Annotated in this window: 20 protein-coding genes and 1 tRNA gene; 8 read left to right on the top strand and 13 right to left on the bottom strand. The window is 61.3% G+C overall.

Translation table 11 applies throughout. The annotated features are described in order from the left end of the window. The 3 genes from NKI54_RS21735 to NKI54_RS21725 all read left to right on the top strand — a co-directional run bounded on the left by NKI54_RS21735 (position 1) and on the right by NKI54_RS21725 (position 1,756). Positions 1–723, top strand: coding sequence for a heme-copper oxidase subunit III family protein (locus tag NKI54_RS21735; RefSeq protein ID WP_352635482.1), 723 nt, complete (start codon positions 1–3; stop codon positions 721–723). Positions 724–733: 10 nt separating this feature from the next. After that, positions 734–1,138: a cytochrome C oxidase subunit IV family protein gene (locus NKI54_RS21730; protein ID WP_352635484.1), complete on the top strand. Its 405-nt coding sequence runs from the start codon at positions 734–736 to the stop codon at positions 1,136–1,138. A 144-nt stretch (positions 1,139–1,282) separates the two neighbouring features. Then, entirely contained in the window at positions 1,283–1,756 is a 474-nt protein-coding gene (locus NKI54_RS21725) for an aminoacyl-tRNA deacylase (RefSeq protein WP_352577606.1), read from the top strand. Positions 1,757–1,821: 65 nt separating this feature from the next. On the opposite strand, the gene NKI54_RS21720 is transcribed toward NKI54_RS21725, so the two are convergent. The 5 genes from NKI54_RS21720 to tig all read right to left on the bottom strand — a co-directional run bounded on the left by NKI54_RS21720 (position 1,822) and on the right by tig (position 6,754). Then, complete coding sequence (locus tag NKI54_RS21720) at positions 1,822–2,634, bottom strand: DUF2189 domain-containing protein (protein WP_352635486.1); 813 nt, start codon at positions 2,632–2,634, stop codon at positions 1,822–1,824. 316 nt (positions 2,635–2,950) lie between these two features. Continuing rightward, a complete protein-coding gene (locus tag NKI54_RS21715) occupies positions 2,951–3,883 on the bottom strand; it encodes a heme o synthase (RefSeq protein WP_023678907.1) in 933 nt (310 codons plus the stop codon). Positions 3,884–4,030: 147 nt separating this feature from the next. Next, positions 4,031–4,384 carry a c-type cytochrome gene (locus tag NKI54_RS21710; protein ID WP_502894605.1) on the bottom strand — a complete coding sequence of 118 codons (354 nt, stop codon included), beginning with the start codon at positions 4,382–4,384 and terminating at the stop codon, positions 4,031–4,033. Positions 4,385–4,596: 212 nt separating this feature from the next. Next, on the bottom strand, positions 4,597–5,118 hold the full coding sequence (locus NKI54_RS21705) for a hypothetical protein (RefSeq protein ID WP_352635489.1): 522 nt from the start codon (positions 5,116–5,118) through the stop codon (positions 4,597–4,599). Between the two features lie 160 nt (positions 5,119–5,278). After that, the gene (tig, locus tag NKI54_RS21700) at positions 5,279–6,754 is read right to left on the bottom strand and encodes a trigger factor (protein WP_023678910.1); all 1,476 of its coding nucleotides are present in this window, start codon (positions 6,752–6,754) and stop codon (positions 5,279–5,281) included. A 343-nt stretch (positions 6,755–7,097) separates the two neighbouring features. On the opposite strand from tig, the gene NKI54_RS21695 reads away from it, so the two are divergent. Continuing rightward, positions 7,098–7,182 (top strand) — tRNA-Leu (locus NKI54_RS21695). Positions 7,183–7,273: 91 nt separating this feature from the next. On the opposite strand, the gene NKI54_RS21690 is transcribed toward NKI54_RS21695, so the two are convergent. Continuing rightward, positions 7,274–7,858: a GDYXXLXY domain-containing protein gene (locus NKI54_RS21690; protein ID WP_352635491.1), complete on the bottom strand. Its 585-nt coding sequence runs from the start codon at positions 7,856–7,858 to the stop codon at positions 7,274–7,276. Further along, positions 7,855–8,973, bottom strand: coding sequence for a DUF2157 domain-containing protein (locus NKI54_RS21685; protein ID WP_352568847.1), 1,119 nt, complete (start codon positions 8,971–8,973; stop codon positions 7,855–7,857). Before NKI54_RS21685 ends, NKI54_RS21690 begins: the two co-directional genes overlap by 4 nt. Before the next feature lie 222 nt (positions 8,974–9,195). Here NKI54_RS21685 and NKI54_RS21680 point away from each other — a divergent pair, with 222 nt between their 5' ends. The 3 genes from NKI54_RS21680 (at position 9,196) to trmFO (ending at position 11,314) form a co-directional block, all read left to right on the top strand. Further along, the gene (locus tag NKI54_RS21680) at positions 9,196–9,336 is read left to right on the top strand and encodes a DUF1127 domain-containing protein (protein WP_023678913.1); all 141 of its coding nucleotides are present in this window, start codon (positions 9,196–9,198) and stop codon (positions 9,334–9,336) included. A gap of 48 nt (positions 9,337–9,384) precedes the next feature. Then, complete coding sequence (locus tag NKI54_RS21675) at positions 9,385–9,525, top strand: DUF1127 domain-containing protein (RefSeq protein WP_023678914.1); 141 nt, start codon at positions 9,385–9,387, stop codon at positions 9,523–9,525. 379 nt (positions 9,526–9,904) lie between these two features. Continuing rightward, on the top strand, positions 9,905–11,314 hold the full coding sequence (gene trmFO, locus NKI54_RS21670; RefSeq protein WP_352635493.1) for a methylenetetrahydrofolate--tRNA-(uracil(54)-C(5))-methyltransferase (FADH(2)-oxidizing) TrmFO: 1,410 nt from the start codon (positions 9,905–9,907) through the stop codon (positions 11,312–11,314). Positions 11,315–11,340: 26 nt separating this feature from the next. Here trmFO and NKI54_RS21665 read toward each other — a convergent pair whose 3' ends face one another. The 5 genes from NKI54_RS21665 to yajC all read right to left on the bottom strand — a co-directional run bounded on the left by NKI54_RS21665 (position 11,341) and on the right by yajC (position 16,834). Next, positions 11,341–12,168 carry a phytoene/squalene synthase family protein gene (locus NKI54_RS21665; RefSeq protein ID WP_502894606.1) on the bottom strand — a complete coding sequence of 276 codons (828 nt, stop codon included), beginning with the start codon at positions 12,166–12,168 and terminating at the stop codon, positions 11,341–11,343. A gap of 25 nt (positions 12,169–12,193) precedes the next feature. After that, the gene (locus NKI54_RS21660) at positions 12,194–12,583 is read right to left on the bottom strand and encodes an Mth938-like domain-containing protein (RefSeq protein WP_352568849.1); all 390 of its coding nucleotides are present in this window, start codon (positions 12,581–12,583) and stop codon (positions 12,194–12,196) included. 15 nt (positions 12,584–12,598) lie between these two features. Next, complete coding sequence (gene secDF, locus NKI54_RS21655; protein WP_352568850.1) at positions 12,599–15,151, bottom strand: protein translocase subunit SecDF; 2,553 nt, start codon at positions 15,149–15,151, stop codon at positions 12,599–12,601. Between the two features lie 185 nt (positions 15,152–15,336). Next, a complete protein-coding gene (locus NKI54_RS21645) occupies positions 15,337–16,437 on the bottom strand; it encodes a SecDF P1 head subdomain-containing protein (RefSeq protein WP_352587894.1) in 1,101 nt (366 codons plus the stop codon). Between the two features lie 55 nt (positions 16,438–16,492). Then, positions 16,493–16,834, bottom strand: a complete 342-nt coding sequence (gene yajC / locus NKI54_RS21640; protein WP_352451381.1) for a preprotein translocase subunit YajC — start codon at positions 16,832–16,834, stop codon at positions 16,493–16,495. Positions 16,835–17,127: 293 nt separating this feature from the next. On the opposite strand from yajC, the gene NKI54_RS21635 reads away from it, so the two are divergent. Continuing rightward, on the top strand, positions 17,128–18,003 hold the full coding sequence (locus NKI54_RS21635) for an ATP-binding protein (protein WP_023678922.1): 876 nt from the start codon (positions 17,128–17,130) through the stop codon (positions 18,001–18,003). A gap of 96 nt (positions 18,004–18,099) precedes the next feature. Here NKI54_RS21635 and NKI54_RS21630 read toward each other — a convergent pair whose 3' ends face one another. After that, positions 18,100–19,632, bottom strand: coding sequence for a peptidoglycan DD-metalloendopeptidase family protein (locus NKI54_RS21630; RefSeq protein ID WP_023678923.1), 1,533 nt, complete (start codon positions 19,630–19,632; stop codon positions 18,100–18,102). Between the last annotated feature and the right edge of the window lie 193 nt (positions 19,633–19,825).

Genomic DNA, 19,825 nt, shown 5'->3' with positions numbered 1-19,825 from the left:
ATGGCAGAGACGACACTGGTCCACATCGGCCGAACAGAGCCGCGGCCCGCAGGCTGGCAAGGCATCGCCGCCGACTGGTCCTCGGATCAGCGGGCGTTCAAAAACGTGTCCTGGGGCAAGGCCATGATGTGGATCTTCCTGCTCAGCGACACGTTCATCTTCGGCTGCTTCCTGCTCTCCTACATGACCGCGCGTATCTCAACACGCGTGCCGTGGCCCAATCCGAGCGAGGTCTTCGCCCTGCGCATCGGCGGCTCCGACATTCCACTGATCCTTATCGCCATCATGACCTTCGTGCTGATCTCGAGCAGCGGAACGATGGCCATGGCGGTCAATTTCGGCTACCGCCGCGACCGCCGCAAGACGGCAGTGCTGATGCTCTTGACCGCAGCACTCGGCGCGACCTTCGTCGGCATGCAGGCCTTCGAATGGACCAAGCTGATCACCGAGGGCGTGCGGCCTTGGGGCAATCCCTGGGGCGCTGCCCAGTTCGGCGCATCCTTTTTCATGATTACCGGCTTTCACGGCACGCACGTGACGATCGGGGTGATCTTTCTGATCATCGTGGCGCGAAAGGTCTGGCGCGGAGACTACGACGTCGGACGGCCCGGTTTCTTCACCAGCCGAAGGGGCCGCTACGAGAACGTCGAAATCATGGGGCTTTACTGGCATTTCGTCGACCTGGTCTGGGTGTTCATTTTCGCATTTTTCTATCTTTGGTGAGAGGCAGGACATGGCTGAAGCAACCGCAAACGGCCTGGGACAGCATGCGCTGGACAGCGCCCGTACCCATGATGCGACGACGACCGGGTTTACCCCGGCGGAGGTTCATCAAGAGCACCCGATCAAGCTCTATCTGGTGGTCTGGGCGTGGTTGTTCATCCTCAGCACCTGCTCCTATCTGGTCGACTATTTCGGTCTCCACGGCTATCTCAGATGGTCGCTGATCCTGATCTTCATGATCCTCAAGGCAGGACTGATCGTCGCCATCTTCATGCACATGGCCTGGGAACGGCTGGCACTGGCATATGCAATTATCCTGCCGCCGGTGCTGGTTCTGGTGTTCGTGACGATGATGGTCTTCGAAGCGGACTACACGCTTCTCACCCGAATGGCGTTTTTCGGGGCCGGGCCCTGACATGCAATCCGGATCCAGGCCGTCCGGTCCTGGAGCCTTCGCCTTGAAACAATCCACGGCTGGTCCATTTCTGTTGGTATCGGAAACGACAGGCGATGCCGGCGTTTCCACATGCGTCGCGAACACCAGCAAGGGGCGCCCAAGATGACCATCGCAAACAGACTGAAGGACTTCATCGATAGGAAAGGAATTTCCTACGACACCGTCGAGCACCACCGCACGGCGACAAGCAGACAATCCGCCATTGCGGCACATGTGCCTGGCAGCATAATGGCCAAATCGGTGGTCGTTCACCACGACCGTGGCTACGCGCTCGCCGTGGTTCCAAGTACGCACAGGATAGAACTCGCGACATTGCAGGATGTCATGGAGAAGCCTCTTGGACTTGCCTCCGAAGACGAGGTGGTCTCGTTGTTCGGCGATTGCGACGTCGGCGCTGTGCCGCCGATCGGCGCTGCCTATGATGTGCCAGTGGTCCTCGATGAAAGCCTCGGCGACGCTCCCGAAATCTATTTCGAGGGCGGTGACCATAGGACGCTGGTGCATGTGAGCGGCAAGGATTTCCGCGACCTGACAAAGGACGCGCGCCAGGCCCGTTTCAGCCACCCGGCCTATTGAAAGCTCTGCCCCACCCTGCCCGCACCGGCACTTTCACCGGTGCGCGCAGGGCAGGTTTTTTCAGCTCACGGTCTGGTGGCCGGCGGCGATTCCACAACTTTCCGATAGACATGCCAGGTCGCATGACCAAGGATCGGCAGCACGACTGCCAACCCGGCGAACACTGGCAGCGAGCCGACGATCAGGGCGACGGCGACGATAAGGCCCCACACGGCCATCACGATCGGGTTGGCCAGGACAACGCGCACCGAGGTGTGGATGGCTTCGTAGGCGCCGACATCGCGGTCGAGCAACAACGGGAATGCGACGACCGTGGTGCACAACACAACCGCGGCGAACACGAAGCCGATGGCGTGACCCAGGATGATGAGCGTCCAGCCGCGTCCCGTGGCGAATATTTCACTGATGAAGCTGGACAGCGATTGCGGCGGCGCCGGGCCGAACAGGGTCTGGTAGAATATCTGGGCCGTCAAAAGCCAGGCGATGAAGATCGCAAGCAGCATGACGCCGACCGCTGCAATAGCCGGCAGTGCTGGAGAACTCCTGACCTCAAAGGCGTGCCTCCACGAGGCGTCGAGCCCGGCTTCCCGTCGCCGGCTGATCTCATAGAGGCCGATCGCCGCGAACGGACCAATCAGTGCAAAGCCGGATACAAGCGGAAACAGCAATGGCAGCGTGTTGTTACCTGATGTCCAGACAGCAAGCACGACTCCCGCAATCGGATAGATCAGGCAGAGAAAAACGATGTGCGACGGCTTGACCATGAAATCATCGACGCCACGCCTGAGCGCATCAAAAAGATCGGAGACACCGATTTTTCGAATTCTGGTGTGTTCCAGCGCCTCGCTGGCGCCTGCTATTACGTGAAAGCTTGCCATGACCATTCCTCCAGACCAGGTCCGGTAAGGTCGCGTTTTACGGTGCTGCCGTTCCGCATGATTGGCCCACGCAAACCGCGACCTGCACCATGATCAATATACTCTCATGCGGGGGACTTGTCGCGCTTTGTAGGAAGGCCCGGGAGTAGGAGGTCCCGGGTAGCCTGACTAGCTACGGACGCCGTTCTTCGATATGCTCTTCTAGTCGAAGGTGAAGGTCATGGACGGAAGGACAGTTCTCATACTCGGCCTTGGCGTCATTATTCTGCTGTTGCTGGGATTTTGTGCTCTGCCAACGTGATGTTTTGAGCCGGGGTCAATAGTCGGCTGAAGCGATCACTCGCATTACAATGGTGTCGGCAAGCAACGCCGCAAATATTGCGAAAAGATAGACAATCGAATACGCAAACAGTGCCTTTGCCGGCTTCATCTCCTTGTCGGCGACGAGAACCTTCCAGGCCTGCCAAATGAAACCTGCACCCAACGCGGCTGAAACAGTGCCGTAATATCCGCTCGCGAAGCCGAAGCCCCAAGGAAGCACGCCGATTGGCGCCAAGAGCAGCGAATAGGCGAAGATTTGTTTTCTGGTCGAGTGCTGGCCGGCCACATTCGGCATCATCGGGACCCCCGCCGCGGCATAGTCACCGACCTTGAAAAGGGCCAGCGCCCAGAAATGAGGCGGCGTCCAGAGGAAAATGATCAGAAACAGGATGAGACTTTCAATGCCGATTGCGCCGGTTGCAGCAGCCCACCCGATTACCGGAGGAAGGGCGCCTGCCGCGCCGCCTATGACGATATTCTGTGGCGTCGAGCGCTTCAGCCACATCGTGTAGATAACAACATAGAAAAAGATGGTGAACGCCAACAACGATGCGGCGAGCCACCCCACCAGCACGCCGAGCGTCATGACCGACAGTGCGGAAAGCACCAGACCGAAGCTGAGAGCTTCGCCAGGCGTGACGCGACCGGACGGAATTGGTCGCTTGGACGTGCGAGACATCAAGGCGTCTATGTCTGCGTCGTACCACATATTGAGCGCGCCGGCGGCTCCCGCTCCAACCGCGATTGCGCCGATGGCAATTACGGCGATAACTGGATTCATCACGCCGGGCGCCATCATCAGGCCGACGAAGGCAGTAAACACGGCAAGCGCCATGACGCGTGGCTTCAAAAGCGCAAAGAAATCACCCGCCGTCGCCTCCGAGAGGCGGATGCCGGTATCCTTGAGACGGCTTTCTTCAGTCGACATTCAGACGACCACCGATGGGAATGGCAGCCTAGCCGGCCAATGTCTTTTTTGCAACGAGCCGCCCTCCCCACCGACACTGCCGGCAGATTGCGGCCGAGGCTATGCCTCGACCTGTTTGCTATGCCAAGATCCGGCGGAAGAGTCGGGCTATTTGGAGAATTGCTTCAGATAAGCAATGACGTTGGCGATGTCCTCGTCTTTCTTGAGGCCGACAAACGCCATCTTGGTTCCTTTGACCATCGCCTTGGGATCGCGAAGGTAGGTCGTCAGCGTGGCTTCGTCCCATTTAACGCCGGATTTTCCGGCCTCGGTCATAGCCTTGGAATAGCTGAACCCTGGATGCGTGCCGGCCGTTCGGCCGATGACGCCGTTCAAGGACGGACCGATCTTGTTCTGATCCTTGTCCGCGATATGGCAGACCTTGCATTTGGCGAAGACCTTCTCACCCGCCGCGGCATCCTGTGCCCGCGAGGGGCCGGCAATGACGGTGGCGACGGACATGATGATAAAAAACACAATGGCACGCATGGCATTTCCTCCCTGATCGCCAATTTGCCCTGGCTGACCTGCACAGGCCGACATTTAGTCCGCTGGCATGCGCTCTTGAATGGCAGAACGGATATCCAATGCCTGGGGTTGCGGCACCTACATACCACAGAACCCGGCCGGCAGGTAGAGTTCGGCCATGCAAAGGTTTAATGCGGACAATCTGCTCAAGGCAATTTGGTGTTGCAGCTGGCGGCGATCCGGCCGATCGCCCCTTCAACTCCGGTGAGGTCAAACTCGGCTTTGCCGCGCCCCGACAGCAGCCCGAACCGCCAGGACAGCAGCAGCCGGTCCGCGGAAATCAGTCGCCTGATGCCGTCGGCACCGTCGCGGACCAGCATTCTGCTGCGCGGGCCGACCGACCAGCTTTCGTTGAGCTTGCCGGATTGGCCGACAGTCACCGACATGGCGATGGTTCGGCTGGCGGAAACGGTGTCGCTCAGTTGCAGCCATTCGCTCCAACGCGGTTCGCCGGCTGTCCGGCAGGCGATCGTCAAAACCGGGCTGTAGCTCAATGCGCCGCCACCGGTGATGAGCTTGTTGGTCGCGTAAAGCGAGGCGGTGACAAGGCCATCGCTGCTCTTGTCGAACCGCCAGTTGTCGAGAACCGTATCAGCCTGGGCAATGCCGCAGACCGACGCAAGCAGGAACGCCGCCGCCACGCTTCCGATACCGAAGAACTGTCTCAACGATGCCTCCAACAACCGCTGCGGTCAGCAACCCAGCGCAGATAATCATCAAAGCTTCATATCGCTACCTCGACCGCCAGATGCGTGAAATCCGTTGCGTCTGCGCCACAACGAAAAAGGCCGCCTCGAGAAGGCGGCCTTTCGGAATTCAGCAGGGACGTTATTCAGCGTCCTTGGCGGCCTTCTTCTTCGGCGCGGCCTTTTTCTTCGGCTCTTCAGCGTCGTCGTCGGCCTTCTTGGTGTCCGCTTTTTTCGCAGCCGCCTTCTTCGCCGGCTTGGCCTTGGTTGTCTCCGTATCCTCGTCGTCGGCCAGCAGCTCTTCCTTGCTGACCTTGACATCGGTGACCGAAATCTGGCCGAGCAGATGGTCAACCACCTTCTCTTCGAACATCGGCGCGCGCAACGTGTTCAGCGCTTCGGGATTATTGCGATAGAATTCGAAGGCTTCCTGCTGCTGGTTGGCCGGATAGCGACGCACCTGCTCGAACAGGCCGCGCTGCAATTCCTCGTCCGTCACGGTGACGCCGGCCTTCTCGCCGATTTCGGCGAGAACCAGGCCGAGACGCACGCGGCGCTCGGCAAGCCGCATGTATTCGGCACGCGCTTCTTCTTCCGTCGTCTCTTCGTCGGCAAAGGTGCGCCCAGCAGCTTCGAGGTCGCGGTTGACCTGGTTCCAGATGTTGTTGAACTCGGCCTCGACGAGCTTGGACGGCGCCTCGAACGAGTAAGCAGCGTCGAGCTGGTCGAGCAACTGCCGCTTGACTTTCTGGCGCGTTATCGAGCCGAACTGGTTCTCGATCTGACCGCGCACCACCTCGCGCAGGCGCTCCAGCGATTCAAGGCCGAGATTTTTGGCCATCTCGTCGTTGATCTCAAGCGCACCGGGCTTCGACACTTCCTTGATCGTCACGTCAAAAGTGGCTTCCTTGCCGGCCAGATGCGCCGCCTGGTAGTTTTCCGGGAAGGTAACCGTGACCTGCTTCTCGTCGCCGGCCTTGCTGCCGACCAGCTGGTCCTCGAAGCCGGGGATGAATTCCTTCGAGCCGAGCACCAGCGGCTGATCGGTGCCGGCGCCGCCGCCGAAGGCTTCGCCGTCGATCTTGCCGACATAATCGATGGTCACACGGTCGCCCTCGGCGGCCTTGCCGGTCTTCGGCTCGTAAGTGCGGGCGGATTCAGCGACACGCTTGACCTGCTCGTCGATCTCTTCATCCGGCACGTCGAACACCTGGCGCGTCACCTTGATGTCGGAGAAATCCTTGATCTCGATCGGCGGAATGACCTCATAGTTCAGGCGGAACTCGAAATCGGCACCGCCTGCCAGGATCTTCTCGGCTTCCTTCTCGTCCTCGGTCATGATCACTTCAGGCTGCATGGCGGCCTTTTCGCCGCGCCCGGTGATGATCGAACGGGTCGAATCATTGAGAATCTCGTTGACCACTTCGGCCATGAATGATTTGCCGTAGACCTTGCGCAGATGCTGAACCGGCACCTTACCGGGGCGGAAGCCGTTGATGCGGACCTTGTTCCTAGCATCGGAGAGCCGCGCCATCAGCTTGGCTTCCATGTCACCGGCCGGCACGGTGATCTTGATCTCGCGCTTGAGACCGGAGTTGAGCGTTTCGGTGACCTGCATCATAAAACCTTTGTTTCCACCAATGAGGCCGTCAAACGGCCCCTGCCGTTTACAGCCTGCCGGTATGATCTTGCCGGGAATGGCTTTTGGTGCGGGACTTGGCGATCTGTCCGCTCAACGCGGCACAAATCCTCCAGAAATACGCTCCAAAATGTGAATAAGTCTTTGTTTTTCCTACTTCTTATCACATTCTGCAGAAGCGGATCGTCGCGTCCCGTCACATTCGACACGCCTTTTGTCACAGGCGCGGCCGATTTTCAACCGTCTTTGCATTCCGGCCAATGATGCCGATATCGGCCCTGACATTGACAGAATGATGGCTACATGGGATTGGCCGGGCAATGCGGATGTGGCGGAATTGGTAGACGCCCTGGATTTAGGTTCCAGTGCCGAAAGGCGTGGGGGTTCGAGTCCCTTCATCCGCACCACCCTTCGCTCTTCGAGCTTCGGGTGGCAGGCCACTCGAAGCTCCTCCGAAGCCTTGGCGAAGGAGGATCATTGCCAAGGCCGTAGCGCGATCTAATAAAGCGGCTCCTCGAACAGTGTCTTGTCGCCGTCCACCAGCGCCTTGATCTGCGCCGTGCCGTTGGCCGCGATCGCCACCCGGATGCCGAACGGCCGCACCCGCATGTCGTTCTGGATCGCTATCCCCTCGCCTTCCGGTAGATAGAAGCGCTCGATGCCGTACTCCGGCGCGATCGTCGTTGCTCCCTGGCTGATATTCCAGCCCTCGGAGACGTGTCCGACGATATCGGCTTCATCGGATGCTGCCGGCGCCGGCGCTTGCCCGAACCAAGCCGCGGTCGGCCCCCAATAGCCGTCGGCGCCCTGCTTCAGCCTGACCACGATCGACGTTTCCTCGCTGGAAAGCTTGCCGGCCGGAATGTTGCCGATCAGCTTCACCGGTATGCGCGAAATATCGTAGCCGAGCAGAATGTAGTCACCGCGCAAGAGATCGCGCGGATCGATCGGCTCGACCCTGAGCAGGACCTGCTTGCCATCGCGCAGGATCGCCGCGCGTCCGGCGATGATCCAGCTCAGAAAGCCGATCTGGACGAGCGCCAGGACCAGCGCCGAGATGATCAGTCTTTTGCCGGTCATCATGCCGCCGCTCCTGTCATGTTCGAGGCGTTCATGCGCTTTTCTATGCGGATGATAATGAAAGCAAGAACGGCGAGAAGCACCGCCGCCGCAAGGAAGAAGCCTGCCGTGTCGAGCATTGATTGCAGCATCACCACATAGATGATGGCGAGTTCGAAGGCGAAGCCCGCATAGGCAACCCAGCGCAGTCCCCGGCTCTCGCGGCCACCCAGCACGATCGCCGCGACGATGCCGGCCAGCGCAACAGCCGAGGCAATGGCGAAGCCGCTATTGTAGCTGCTTTCATCCGCCAGTTCGAATTGGATCATCGCCAGGCCGGTGAGAAAGCCGATCAGCGCGTGCAAGGGCAACCTGCCGCCGAGTTGCAAAACCCTCTCGACCGGCCCGGCAGCAAAGATCGCAGCGGTAAAAAGCAGCACCGATGCGGCAACGAGCGGGATGGCGACTTGCAGCGTGTCGTATTCCATGGCCAACAGCACGAGGTAGAAAAGGACCGACAGGATGATCAGGTGGCGCGCCGCCTGGCTGCGCGTCCAGAACGAAACGGCGAACAGAATTAGCGCCATGACCACGAAGAGATGCGGAAATTCCGTGCGCCGGAAGTAGTCGAACCCTCTCAGGAACAGCCAGGCATCGGCGATGCCGACGGCAGCGACGGTCAGCGGGTTTGAGCGCAGCGCCACCGCCGCCAGCGCCGTGCCGGCGCCCCAGGTGATCAAGGCCGAGGCCTCGTCGCCCGACAAATGATACATCTGGCCGATCAGCGCGATCGAACCGCCGAATGCCGCCGCCGCGACGATCCACAGTGCTTCGCCGATCGCCGCATGGTCGCGCATCTTCAGCACCGCGCCGCCGACATAGCCGGCAAGGATAACGGCAAAAAGTGCCGCGACCCGCACCAGCCGCGGGATGACTTCCCAGTTGGCGGCGATAAAGATCAGGATAGCCGCGCCGAACAGCAGCGCCGCCATCATCGCCAGGATCGAGCCGAAACTCAGCGATTTGCGTTCGTTTGCCTCGACGTCGCGCGTCAGCGCATCGGCTGTCGGCGCGTCGATCAGGCCAGCCTGCTGCCATCGCGCGATATCCGACCTGACCCGTGACGAATAGCTCGCCATGCCCCTCCCCCTTTGCTTGGTCCTTTTAGCTCGTCCGGCCAAGCGTTTGACCTAACGGCATTTTCCGATCTGGGCGGAAAACCGGACGCGCGTTAATGCTGCATTGCACAATTTGCATTGCTGCCATGCACCAATAGCGCTTTTAAATCGATATAACCTCACCTATTTTCACGGTGCACACAAAGACGGAATGATCCGAAAGAAAGACGAAACGAGACTACCATGAACCTGATCCGCAACTATCGCAACTGGCGCCGCTATAGGGACACCGTGTCCGAGCTGAACCGCCTGAGCACCCGTGAACTGACCGACCTCGGCATCAGCCGCAGCGACATTCACTACGTCGCCCGCAAGGCGGTCTAATCCTTCGGGCCGCAAATGGTCCGAACCAGTTTTGAAAAGAGAACGACAATGAACCTGATCCGCAACTATCGTAACTGGCGCGTCTACCGCGAGACGGTTACCGAGCTGGGTCGCCTGTCGAATCGCCAGCTCAACGATCTCGGCATCGTCCGCGACGAGATCAAGATGGTCGCTCGCAGGGCGATCTAACAACAAGAATTTCGCCAGGGTCGACCTCCTCCCCGACCCTGACGGATACGGTCAGCCTTCACCTCCTCCCGAGGGTTGACCACAAAAACGGCGCCCGCCGGACCTCCTCCCCCGGCGGGCGCTGTTTCCAGGTTGTTTCTAAAAGGGTTTCGCGCCCTTCAAATGGCGAAAAGAATTTCGTTAAAGCCGACCTCCTCCCCGGCAATGACGAATACGGTCGATCTTCACCTCCTCCCGAGGATCGACCAACAAAACGACACCCGCCGGATCTCCTCCCTCGGCGGGTGTTGTTGTTTTGGGCGGTCTTTCCTAGGCAGCCCACTTGCGGTGCGATCCCTGGCAATTGCAATCCTCGCGCCAAGCGACTATTTCGGCGCTCATGGACAAGAACCCCATTCACGTTATCGGCGGCGGACTTGCCGGCTCGGAAGCCGCCTGGCAGGCGGCCGAAGCCGGCGTTCCCGTTGTCCTTCATGAAATGCGTCCCGTCCGCGGCACCGATGCGCACAAGACCGACGGGCTGGCCGAGCTCGTCTGTTCCAATTCCTTCCGCTCCGACGATGCGCAAACCAATGCCGTCGGCCTGCTGCACGCCGAAATGCGGCTGGCCGGTTCGCTGATCATGAGCGCCGGCGACGCGCATCAGGTGCCGGCCGGCGGTGCGCTGGCCGTCGACCGCGACGGATTTTCCGAAGCGGTGACCAGAAAGCTCGAAGCCCACCCGCTCATCACCATCCAGCGTGAGGAATTGCCGGGCCTGCCGCCGGCGGACTGGGACCAGGCGATCGTTGCCACCGGCCCGCTGACGGCGCCGTCGCTCGCCCAGTCGATTGCGGACGCAACCGGCGCCGACGCGCTCGCCTTTTTCGATGCCATCGCCCCGATCGTCCATTTCGACACGATCGACATGGATATCTGCTGGTTCCAGTCGCGCTACGACAAGGTCGGTCCCGGCGGCACCGGCAAGGACTACATCAACTGCCCGATGGACAAGGAGCAGTACCTTGCCTTCATCCAGGCGCTGGTCAACGGCCAGAAAACCGAATTCAAGCAGTGGGAAGGCACGCCCTATTTCGACGGCTGCCTGCCGATCGAGGTGATGGCCGAGCGCGGCGTCGAGACATTGCGCTACGGGCCGATGAAGCCGATGGGGCTGACCAATGCACACAATCCGTCTGTAAAGGCCTATGCCGTCGTCCAGCTTCGCCAGGACAACGCACTGGGCACGCTTTACAACATGGTCGGCTTCCAGACCAAGCTGAAGCATGCCGAGCAGGTGCGCGTATTCCGCACCATTCCCGGGCTGGAAAACGCCGAGTTCGCGCGCCTAGGCGGCCTGCACCGCAACACCTATATCAATTCGCCGACGCTGCTCGATGCGTCGCTGCAGTTGAAATCGCGGCCCGGCTTGCGTTTTGCCGGCCAGATCACCGGCTGCGAGGGCTATGTCGAGAGCGCCGCCATCGGCCTGCTTGCCGGACGTTTCGCGGCCGCCGAAAGGCTTGGCCATGCGCCGTCGCTGCCGCCCTTGACCACCGCTTTCGGCGCGCTGCTCAACCACATCACTGGTGGCCATATTGTCTCCGACGACGAGCCGGGAAAGCGCTCCTTCCAGCCGATGAACGTCAATTTCGGTCTGTTCCCGCCCGTGGACGCGCCAAAGATCGAGGGCAAGCGGCTGCGCGGCAAGGACAAGACGGTCGCCAAGCGGCATGCGGTGACATCGCGCGCGCTCGCCGACTGCCGCGAATGGCTGGGGCTGCCTTTTCGGGCGGAAGCTGCGGAATAACGATCAGGTTGGCTACGCGGCAGCCTCTATGCGACCGGCCAGCCCCGCGTCGCGCGCCGGAACAAGAGCAAATGCCGGCGCAAGGCCGAAAGCCGCACCGCGCCATCAAGCGGTGAGTGGCGGGAGCCCTCCATCTTGCCGAGATACGCGCCCGTCAGAGCCAGCGGCAGAAAGGCCGGACGCAGTGAAACCGGCAGGGTGGACGCCCCCTGCTCGAAAGCGGAAAGATGCTCGCGTGCCAGCGCGATCATCGCGGCAACGGCGCGTTCCGCGCCCGGCCCGCCGTCGCCTGTAACGAATTCTTGCGGCGAGGATCCCGCCGCTGCCAAAATGTCGGCCGGGACAAAGCACTGTCCCCGCTTGCGATGCAGCGGCAGCAGAAGCAGCAGACCGGTCATCGCCTGCGCACAACCTGCCCTGCCGGCAAGTTCGGCAAAGCGCGGTGCTTCGGCCGGATCGAGCACGATCGCCGCAAGCTGGATGAGCGCGGCGGCAGTCTCGCCGCAATAGCCTTCGAGATCGGTGCGCGACGGCATCGGGTCGTCATAGAGATCGAAGACGCGCGCTTCGAGCATATTGTCGAAAGCCGCCTTGGGCAGGCGGTGAGTGGAAATCGTCGCCTTCAGCGCGTCCGCCACGGGATGGCCAATCTCTGCCTCATCCTCTTCGGCGGCGATGACATCGCGCCACCATTGCAGCCGGACCTCGCCCGGCAGCGCTTCGCGGATGCGATCGCGTATGCCGGCAATTTCGGCGTTGAAGGCATAGAGCGAAAACAGCGCGTCCCGCTTGTCTTCGGGCGCGTAGAGCGCGGTCAGATAGCGGTCATGATCGGCGGCGCGCACCGTCTCCATGACGACTTTGGTGTTTTCGGCCACGTCAGTCGACGGCGAGGAGTGCTGCCGCCACGGCGCGGTCTTCAGCCAGCAGCACATTATAGGTCCGCACCGCCGCCCCGGTCGACATCGGATCGGCGGAAATGCCGGCGTCCTTCAGCGCGGCACGCAGCGCGGTCGGCAACGGCCTCAGATCCTTGCCGCTGCCGACCAGCAGGATCTCGACCTTGGCGGCCTCGTTGAACAGCTTGGTGAAATCCGCTGCCGTCAGCGCCAACGGATCGGCCGGCTCCCAGCCATAGATGCCAGAAGGCAGGCACAGCAGCGAGCCGCGATGCGACATGTCGGCAAAGCGGAAACCGCCATTGCCGTAAGCCTCGATCGGTGCGCGGCCGGGGAAATGCGCCTCGCGGATGACGATGCCCTTGGCCACTTTTGAGGCAAGCCGTCAGGTGGCTATGGCTTTGCCGCCGCCCACCGGCTTTTCCTCATCGGACGCTGTGGCCTGCGGCCGCAGCTTGAACAGGATAAGCAGTGGCGCGGCGATAAAGATCGACGAATAGGTGCCGAACACGACGCCGAACAGCATGGCCATGGTGAACGAGCGGATCACCTCGCCGCCGAACAGCACCAGCGCCAGCAGCGCCAGGATCGTCGTCACCGAGGTCAGCGTCGTCCTCGACAGCGTCTCGTTGATGGCGTTGTTCAGCAATTGCGGCAGCGGCATTCGCTTGTATTTTCGCAGATCCTCGCGAACACGGTCATAGACGACGATCGTATCGTTGAGCGAATAACCGATGATAGTGAGGATCGCCGCCAGCGACGACTGGTTGAATTCGAGGCCGGTGATGACGAAGAAGCCGATCGTCATGACCACGTCGTGAACGGTCGCAACGATGGCGCCGACCGCGAACTGCCATTCGAAGCGGAACCAGACATAGATCAGGATGCCGAGCAGCGCGACCAGCATGGCAATGGTGCCTTGCTTGGCAAGCTCGCCCGAGACCGTCGGCCCGACCACTTCGACGCGGCGGAAATCATACTGGTCCTGCAGCTCGCCGCGCACTTTGTCGATGACGGTCTGTTCGGCGTTCTCGCCGCCCTCCTGCGTGCCGACGCGGATCAGCACGTCGTTCGGTTCGCCGAACTGCTGAACCTGCACCTCGCCGATATTAAGTTCCGTCAGCCTGCCGCGGATGTCGGCCAGATCGGCATTGCCGGTCTTGGCCTGCACCTCGATCAGTGAGCCGCCCTTGAAATCGATGCCGTAATTGATGTCGATGGTCATGAAGCCGATGACCGACAGCACCGAAAGCACGCTGGACAGTGTGAACGTCCAGCGGCGGATGCCCATGAACGGAATTTTCGTTCCCGGCGGAATGAAGGTCACCGGCGCGCGCGGCAACTCCTTCGGACGGGCCCGGCGAAGCCAGATCGACACCAGCAGGCGGGTGAAGGTGAAGGCGGTGAAGACCGTGGTCAGGATGCCGATGGCATAGGTGACGGCAAAGCCCTTCACCGGCCCGGTTCCGAGCCAGAACAGCACCACGGTTGCGATCAGCGAGGTCACGTTGGAATCGACGATGGTCGCCAGCGCCTTGCTGAAACCGGTATCGATCGCCTGAATGACCGAGCGGCCGGCACGTCGCTCCTCGCGGATGCGTTCATAGATGAGGACGTTCGAATCGACCGCCATGCCGATGGTCAGCACGATACCGGCGATACCAGGTAGGGTCAGCGTCGCTCCAAGCAGCGACAGCAGCCCGACGATCATCGCAACATGCACCGCCAGCGCGATATTGGCGAGGAAGCCGAGGAAACCGTAGGCGACGAACATGAACGCCACCACCAGGATTGACCCGATGATACCCGCGACCTTGCCGGCATGGATGGAATCCTGGCCGAGACCAGGCCCCACGGTGCGCTCCTCGATCACAGTCAGCGTCGCCGGCAAAGCGCCGGCACGCAGCAGCACGGCGAGGTCGTTGGCGCTCTCGGCAGTAAAATTGCCCGAGATTTGGCCGCTGCCGCCAAGGATCGGTTCGCGGATCTGCGGCGCCGAAATCACCTGATTGTCGAGGATGATGGCGAACAGCTTGCCGACATTCTGCGATGTCGCCTGGCCGAACCGCGTCGCTCCCCTGGAATTGAAGGTGAACGAAACCACCGGCTCGTTGGTCTGGGAGTTATAGGTCGCACTCGCTTTGTCGAGGTCTTCACCCGAGACGATGACGCGGTTCTCGATCAGATAGGGAACGGGCGGATCGTCCTGCGAATAGAGCACCGAGGACCCCGCCGGCGGGCGGCCCTTGAGCGCATCCTGCACCGGCATCGACTGGTCGACCATCTGGAAGGTCAGCTTGGCGGTCTGGCCGAGGATCTCCTTCAGCCGCTGCGGATCCTGCAGGCCCGGCACCTGGACCAGAACGCGATCGTCGCCCTGCCTTTGCACGATCGGCTCGGTGGTGCCGAGCTCGTTGACGCGGCGACCGACGACCTCGATCGACTGCGTCAGCGCCGCCGAGGTGCGGTATTTGATGCCGGCATCGGTGACGGTGAACTTCAGCAGGCCGGGCTGGGATTCATCCAGCGTCATCTCCCGGATGGAGCCGCCGCTGAACAGGCCAGCTTGCACCGGATCGGTTAATGTCTTCAACGCATTCTTGGCGGCATCGACCTGATTGGCATCGGTGATGCGGACCTGAACGCTGCGGCCCGATCCGGAAAGGCCGGTATAGCCGACCTTGGCATTGCGCAGCAGCGTTCGAATTTCGTCGCGCGTCGTCTCCAGCTGGTCCTTGATCAGATCGTTCGGATCCATCCTGAGCAGGATGTGCGAGCCGCCCTGCAGGTCGAGGCCGAGCGTCATCTGCCGCTTCGGCACCCAGTCGGGCAACTTGGCCAGCGTGCTGGCGGAAAAAAGGTTGGGCGCAGCGAGGACCACTGTGGCGGCCACGGCCAGCCAGATCAGGATCATCTTGAAGCGCGAAAAATAAAGCATATGGCGTCGTCCGTCAGGGCGTACTGGCGGATCGTTCCGCCGACAATTCGGTTATTTCTTGGCGTTCTGGTTCGCCACCGGCTCGCCCTTAACCTGCACATCGTCAATTGTCGAGCGCGGTGCAGTCAATTTGGCGCCGCCGCCGGGATCGGTTCCGACGTAATTGGCTGATCTCCTGCCCTATTCTAATTCTGCCCGCCGCCAGGCGCTATAGTGCGTTCTTCAACTATTTTCAGTCTTGCCGGCAACGGACCAGAACGCAAAAGCAGGGCAAGTTCTTTGGCGCTCTCATTGGTGAAGTTGCCTGATATCTGGCCGGAGCCGCCAAGGATCGGCTCGCGGATAACTGGCGCCGAAAGCACCTGACTGTCGAGGATCATTGCAAACTGCTTGCCGACATTCTGTGAGGTCGCTTGAGCAAAACGCGTTGTACCCTTGGAATCGAAATTGAACGATACAACCGGCTCATTCATGGCCGAATTGTAGGTCGCCCGGGCATCGACGATGTTGTCACCGGAAACAATCACACGATCTTCGACCAGATAGGGAATCGGCGGATCGTCCTGCGAATAGAGCACCGAAGAGCCTCGCGGCGCCCGGTTGTTGAGCGCATCCTGCACAGGCCACGACGTATCGACCATTTGAAATGTCAACTTGCCAGTCCGTCCGAGAATGTCCTTGAACCGGACTGGGGTCCGCAAGCCGGGCACCCGAACCAGTATTTGGTCATCGCCTTGCTGCTGCACGATCGGTTCGAAAGCGCCACTCTCGCTAACCCGGAGTTTGACGACTTCCATCGACGGCACCAGCGCCATCAATGTCCGAAGCCTGACGCCAGCATCCGTTATTGTGAGGCTGAGCAATCCGGGTTCCGGCTCATCAAGCGCGATCTCCTCGACTGGGTTCGTCCCGGCAACCGGATCGGTGAATATTTTCAGGGCTGTTTTGGCGGCATCGATCTGAGCCGGATCCGAAATGCGGACCTTGACCTCGCGACCCCATCCAGCAAGGCCCGTATAGCCGATCCTGGCATCGCGCAGCAGCGAGCGAACGTCATTGCGCACCGTCTCCAGCCGGTTCTTGATCAGATCCTCCTTATCCACCTCAAGCAGAATCTGCCAACCACCTTGCCGGTCGAAACTCGCCTGCCGCTTCGGCAGCCAGGCAAGAAGGTCGACGAGCGTACCGTCCGGCTTCATAGCGCGCGCGCCAAGCATCACGCCCAAGACCACCATGCCGGCAACAGCCAGCCAGATAAGAATCTTGGTAAGGCGCGAAAACCACATATGGCGTTGCCCGTTGCGGATCGTGCCGCCCGAAGACCCGGTTATCTCCTGAGCTTTATTTCTTGGCGTTCTGGTTCGCCACCGGCTCGCCCTTGACGCGCACGTCGGCGATCGTCGAGCGCAGCGCCGTCACCTTGGTGCCGCCGCCAAGGTCGATCTCGAGCTCGTTATCGTCGATCACCTTGGTTACCTTGCCGACCAAGCCGCCACCGGTGACAACGGTGTCGCCGCGGCGAACCGCCGCCAGCATCTCGCCGCGCTTCTTCAGCTGCGTGCGCTGCGGCCGGATGATCAGAAAATACATGATCACGAAAATCAGAGCAAACGGCACGATCTGGATAAACATTGCGGACGAGTCCCCGCCGATGCCTTGGGCGTATGCCGGTGTCACGAACATCGAGGTACTCCTGAATTTTAAAAACAGCCGCCTTAACCGTTCTGGGAATTTGACGGCCCCGCCAAATTTGGCCGGAATATAGTCGGTAACGTTGCCAATGCAACTGCGCGGCCGGGCAAATCGGCTGCTTTTCCAGCCTGGTGAGCCGTGTTAGAGGGTGATCCCCAAAAGCGACGCTCGGTTTCCGCAAAAGATCATGCCCGAACAAATGCTTGGGACGAGTTTCGAAACCGCTGAAATCAGGTAGGTTGGCCTGCCGCACCATCCTGAAAGCGAAACAAAAAAGACAAGAGATGACCGACAGTACCATCGATATCCTGAGCCAGAAGCTCGACCGCCTGATCGAGGCGGTCGCCCGCCTCGCCCCGCCGCCGGTGCCGCAAACCAACCTCGGCGAGGCCGATTGCTTCGTCTGGCAGGCCGATCCCGGCTATCTGGAACCGGTGCGCAAGGTCAACCGCGTCGACATCGGCCTGATCCGCGGCGTCGACCGCGTCCGCGACATATTGGTCGACAACACCGAGCGCTTCGCCTCCGGCTACGCCGCCAACAACGTGCTGTTGTGGGGCGCGCGCGGCATGGGCAAATCGTCGCTGGTCAAGGCGGTGCACGCCGCGGTCAACGCTTCGGCCAAGCTCGACCTGCCGCTCAAGCTTATCGAGATCCATCGCGAAGACATCGACACGCTGCCGAAGCTGATGGGACTGCTGAAGGCGGCACCCTTCCGCTTCATCCTGTTTTGCGACGACCTGTCATTCGACCATGACGACACGTCCTATAAATCGCTGAAGGCAGCGCTTGAAGGCGGCGTCGAGGGCCGCCCGGCCAACGTCATCTTCTACGCCACCTCGAACCGGCGGCATCTGTTGCCGCGCGACATGATCGACAATGAGCGCTCGACGGCGATCAATCCGTCCGAAGCGGTCGAGGAAAAGGTTTCGCTGTCGGACCGTTTCGGCCTGTGGCTTGGCTTCCACAAATGTTCGCAGGACGAATATCTCGACATGATCGAAGGCTATGTCCGCCATCACGATCTCGCCATCGATCCCGAGACGCTGCGCGCCGAGGCGCTGGAATGGGCGACGACGCGCGGCAGCCGTTCGGGCCGCGTCGCCTGGCAGTTCACCCAGGATCTGGCAGGCCGGCTCGGCAAATCGCTGAAGGATTAGCCGCTCAAGGACTAACAGCAGAAGAAGCCCGCACCTTGCGGAGCGGACTTCCTCGGCGGGCTGAAGGTCAAGTGGCCCGCAAATCGCTTTCGTCTTCTATTCGAGATAGGTCGAAGGATCGACCGGCGCCGAGTTCTTGCGCACTTCGAAATGCAGTTTCGGCGAGTCGGTGGTGCCGCTCATGCCGGACAGGGCGATTTCCTGGCCGCGCTTGACCTTTTGGCCGCGCTGCACCTCGATCGAGCTGGCGTGGCCGTAGACAGTGACCAGACCGTTTTCGTGCCGCACCAGCACCGTGTTGCCGAATTCCTTGAGGCCGTCACCGGCATAGATGACGACGCCGTTTTCAGCTGCCTTGACCGGCGTCCCCTCGGGCACGGCAATGTCGACGCCGTCCTTGCCGCCGCCGAAGCTTGAGATCACGCGGCCGCGCACCGGCCAGCGCATCTTGCCGATGCCCGTTGCGTCCGGCGCCACCGCATCGTCGTCCTCGGCCTGCTGGATGACTTTCGCGTCCTTCTTTGGCGGCGTGTAGGAGGCGAGCGTCTGCGTCGGCGTGGCCTTGGCAGGCGGCTGGGTGGTGGCCGTCGTCACCGGATCGACCTTTGCCGGCTTCGCACTGGCGACGACAGCGGTTCCGCCTGCCGGCACTTTCAGGGTCTGGCCGATCTTGAGCAGTCCATCCTGCATGCCGTTCGCCTGCTTCAACGCGACGACGCCGACGCCGGTCTTTCTGGCGATGGCCGACAGCGTATCGCCTTGCTGAACCGTGTAGGTGCCGCCAGCACCGGCTGGCTTGGCCGTCGCCGAAGCCACTTTGGGCGCGGTCTTTCCATCCTTCGGCTGGCTTGCGGCAGCCGAGGCGTCCACCTGCGCGGCAGACTTGCCTTCCCTGAGCTTCGGCTGCTGCGGCAGCACGGCCACCTTCTCCGGCGCGTCGGCCGGCTGGTCGTGCCTGGTGCCGTTCGCGGGCTTGGCGTCGGCGACTTTCGGCGTGGCGCCGTTGCTCGAATACGCATAGGCCGGGATGACGAGCTTCTGGCCGGTCTTCAGCCCCTTGGTCGCGCTCAGCCCGTTTACTTTCATGATGGCATCGGCCGGCACGCCGTAGCGCCGTGACAGGCCGGAAATGGTCTCGCCGTCCTTGACGACGATCTCGGTTGCATGCGGTGCGCCGGCGGCCGTCGCCATGCGCGGCGCGTCGGGCTCGGCGTTCTTGAACGGCCTTGCCGCCGGAGCGACGGTGCCGGTTGCCGTCCTGTCGACACGAGGAGCGGCAGGCGCCAGGGTCGGCGCGGCAGCGGTACGCACCGGACGGGCTGCGGGTGCCAGGGCGGGAGCCGGCGGTGGCAACTGCTGTCCCGTAACCGGTTCGAGGCTTGAGCGGCTGACCGACTGGGTGTGGCTGCCGTCGATCGGCGCGGCCGCAACATCGCCCGGATAGGGCTGGGCAGCATCCTGCTTGTCGATGATGGCGCGCTGGTTGTTGGTCGAGGCGGTGAACACGTCATCGACGCTGTTGAACCGCGCCACCTGGGAACTACACCCCGTCGCAGCGCCTGCGATCATGAGGACGGCGCAGCCACGCGCCAGATTGCGTCCGTTTGCCTTCAAAACACTGAATTGCATCGCACTAACCCGCACAGACCCGGTACAACTGAGTGTGATTAAAGCGCGTTAATGTTACCGGTCGGTTAAACTTGTAGAATCAGACGCAAATTTTCTTAAAATATTCGAGGATCGAGCGCCGGGTGTGTCGAGATTCAGGTCAGGCCGAGCCGAAAATGGTGGGTTCCGAGAACCGGAGCGGAGCGTACTTTTG

This window comes from Mesorhizobium sp. M0663 (genome assembly GCF_040320585.1).
Lineage (GTDB): Bacteria > Pseudomonadota > Alphaproteobacteria > Rhizobiales > Rhizobiaceae > Mesorhizobium.
This window is presented reverse-complemented; position numbering and strand designations above follow the sequence as displayed.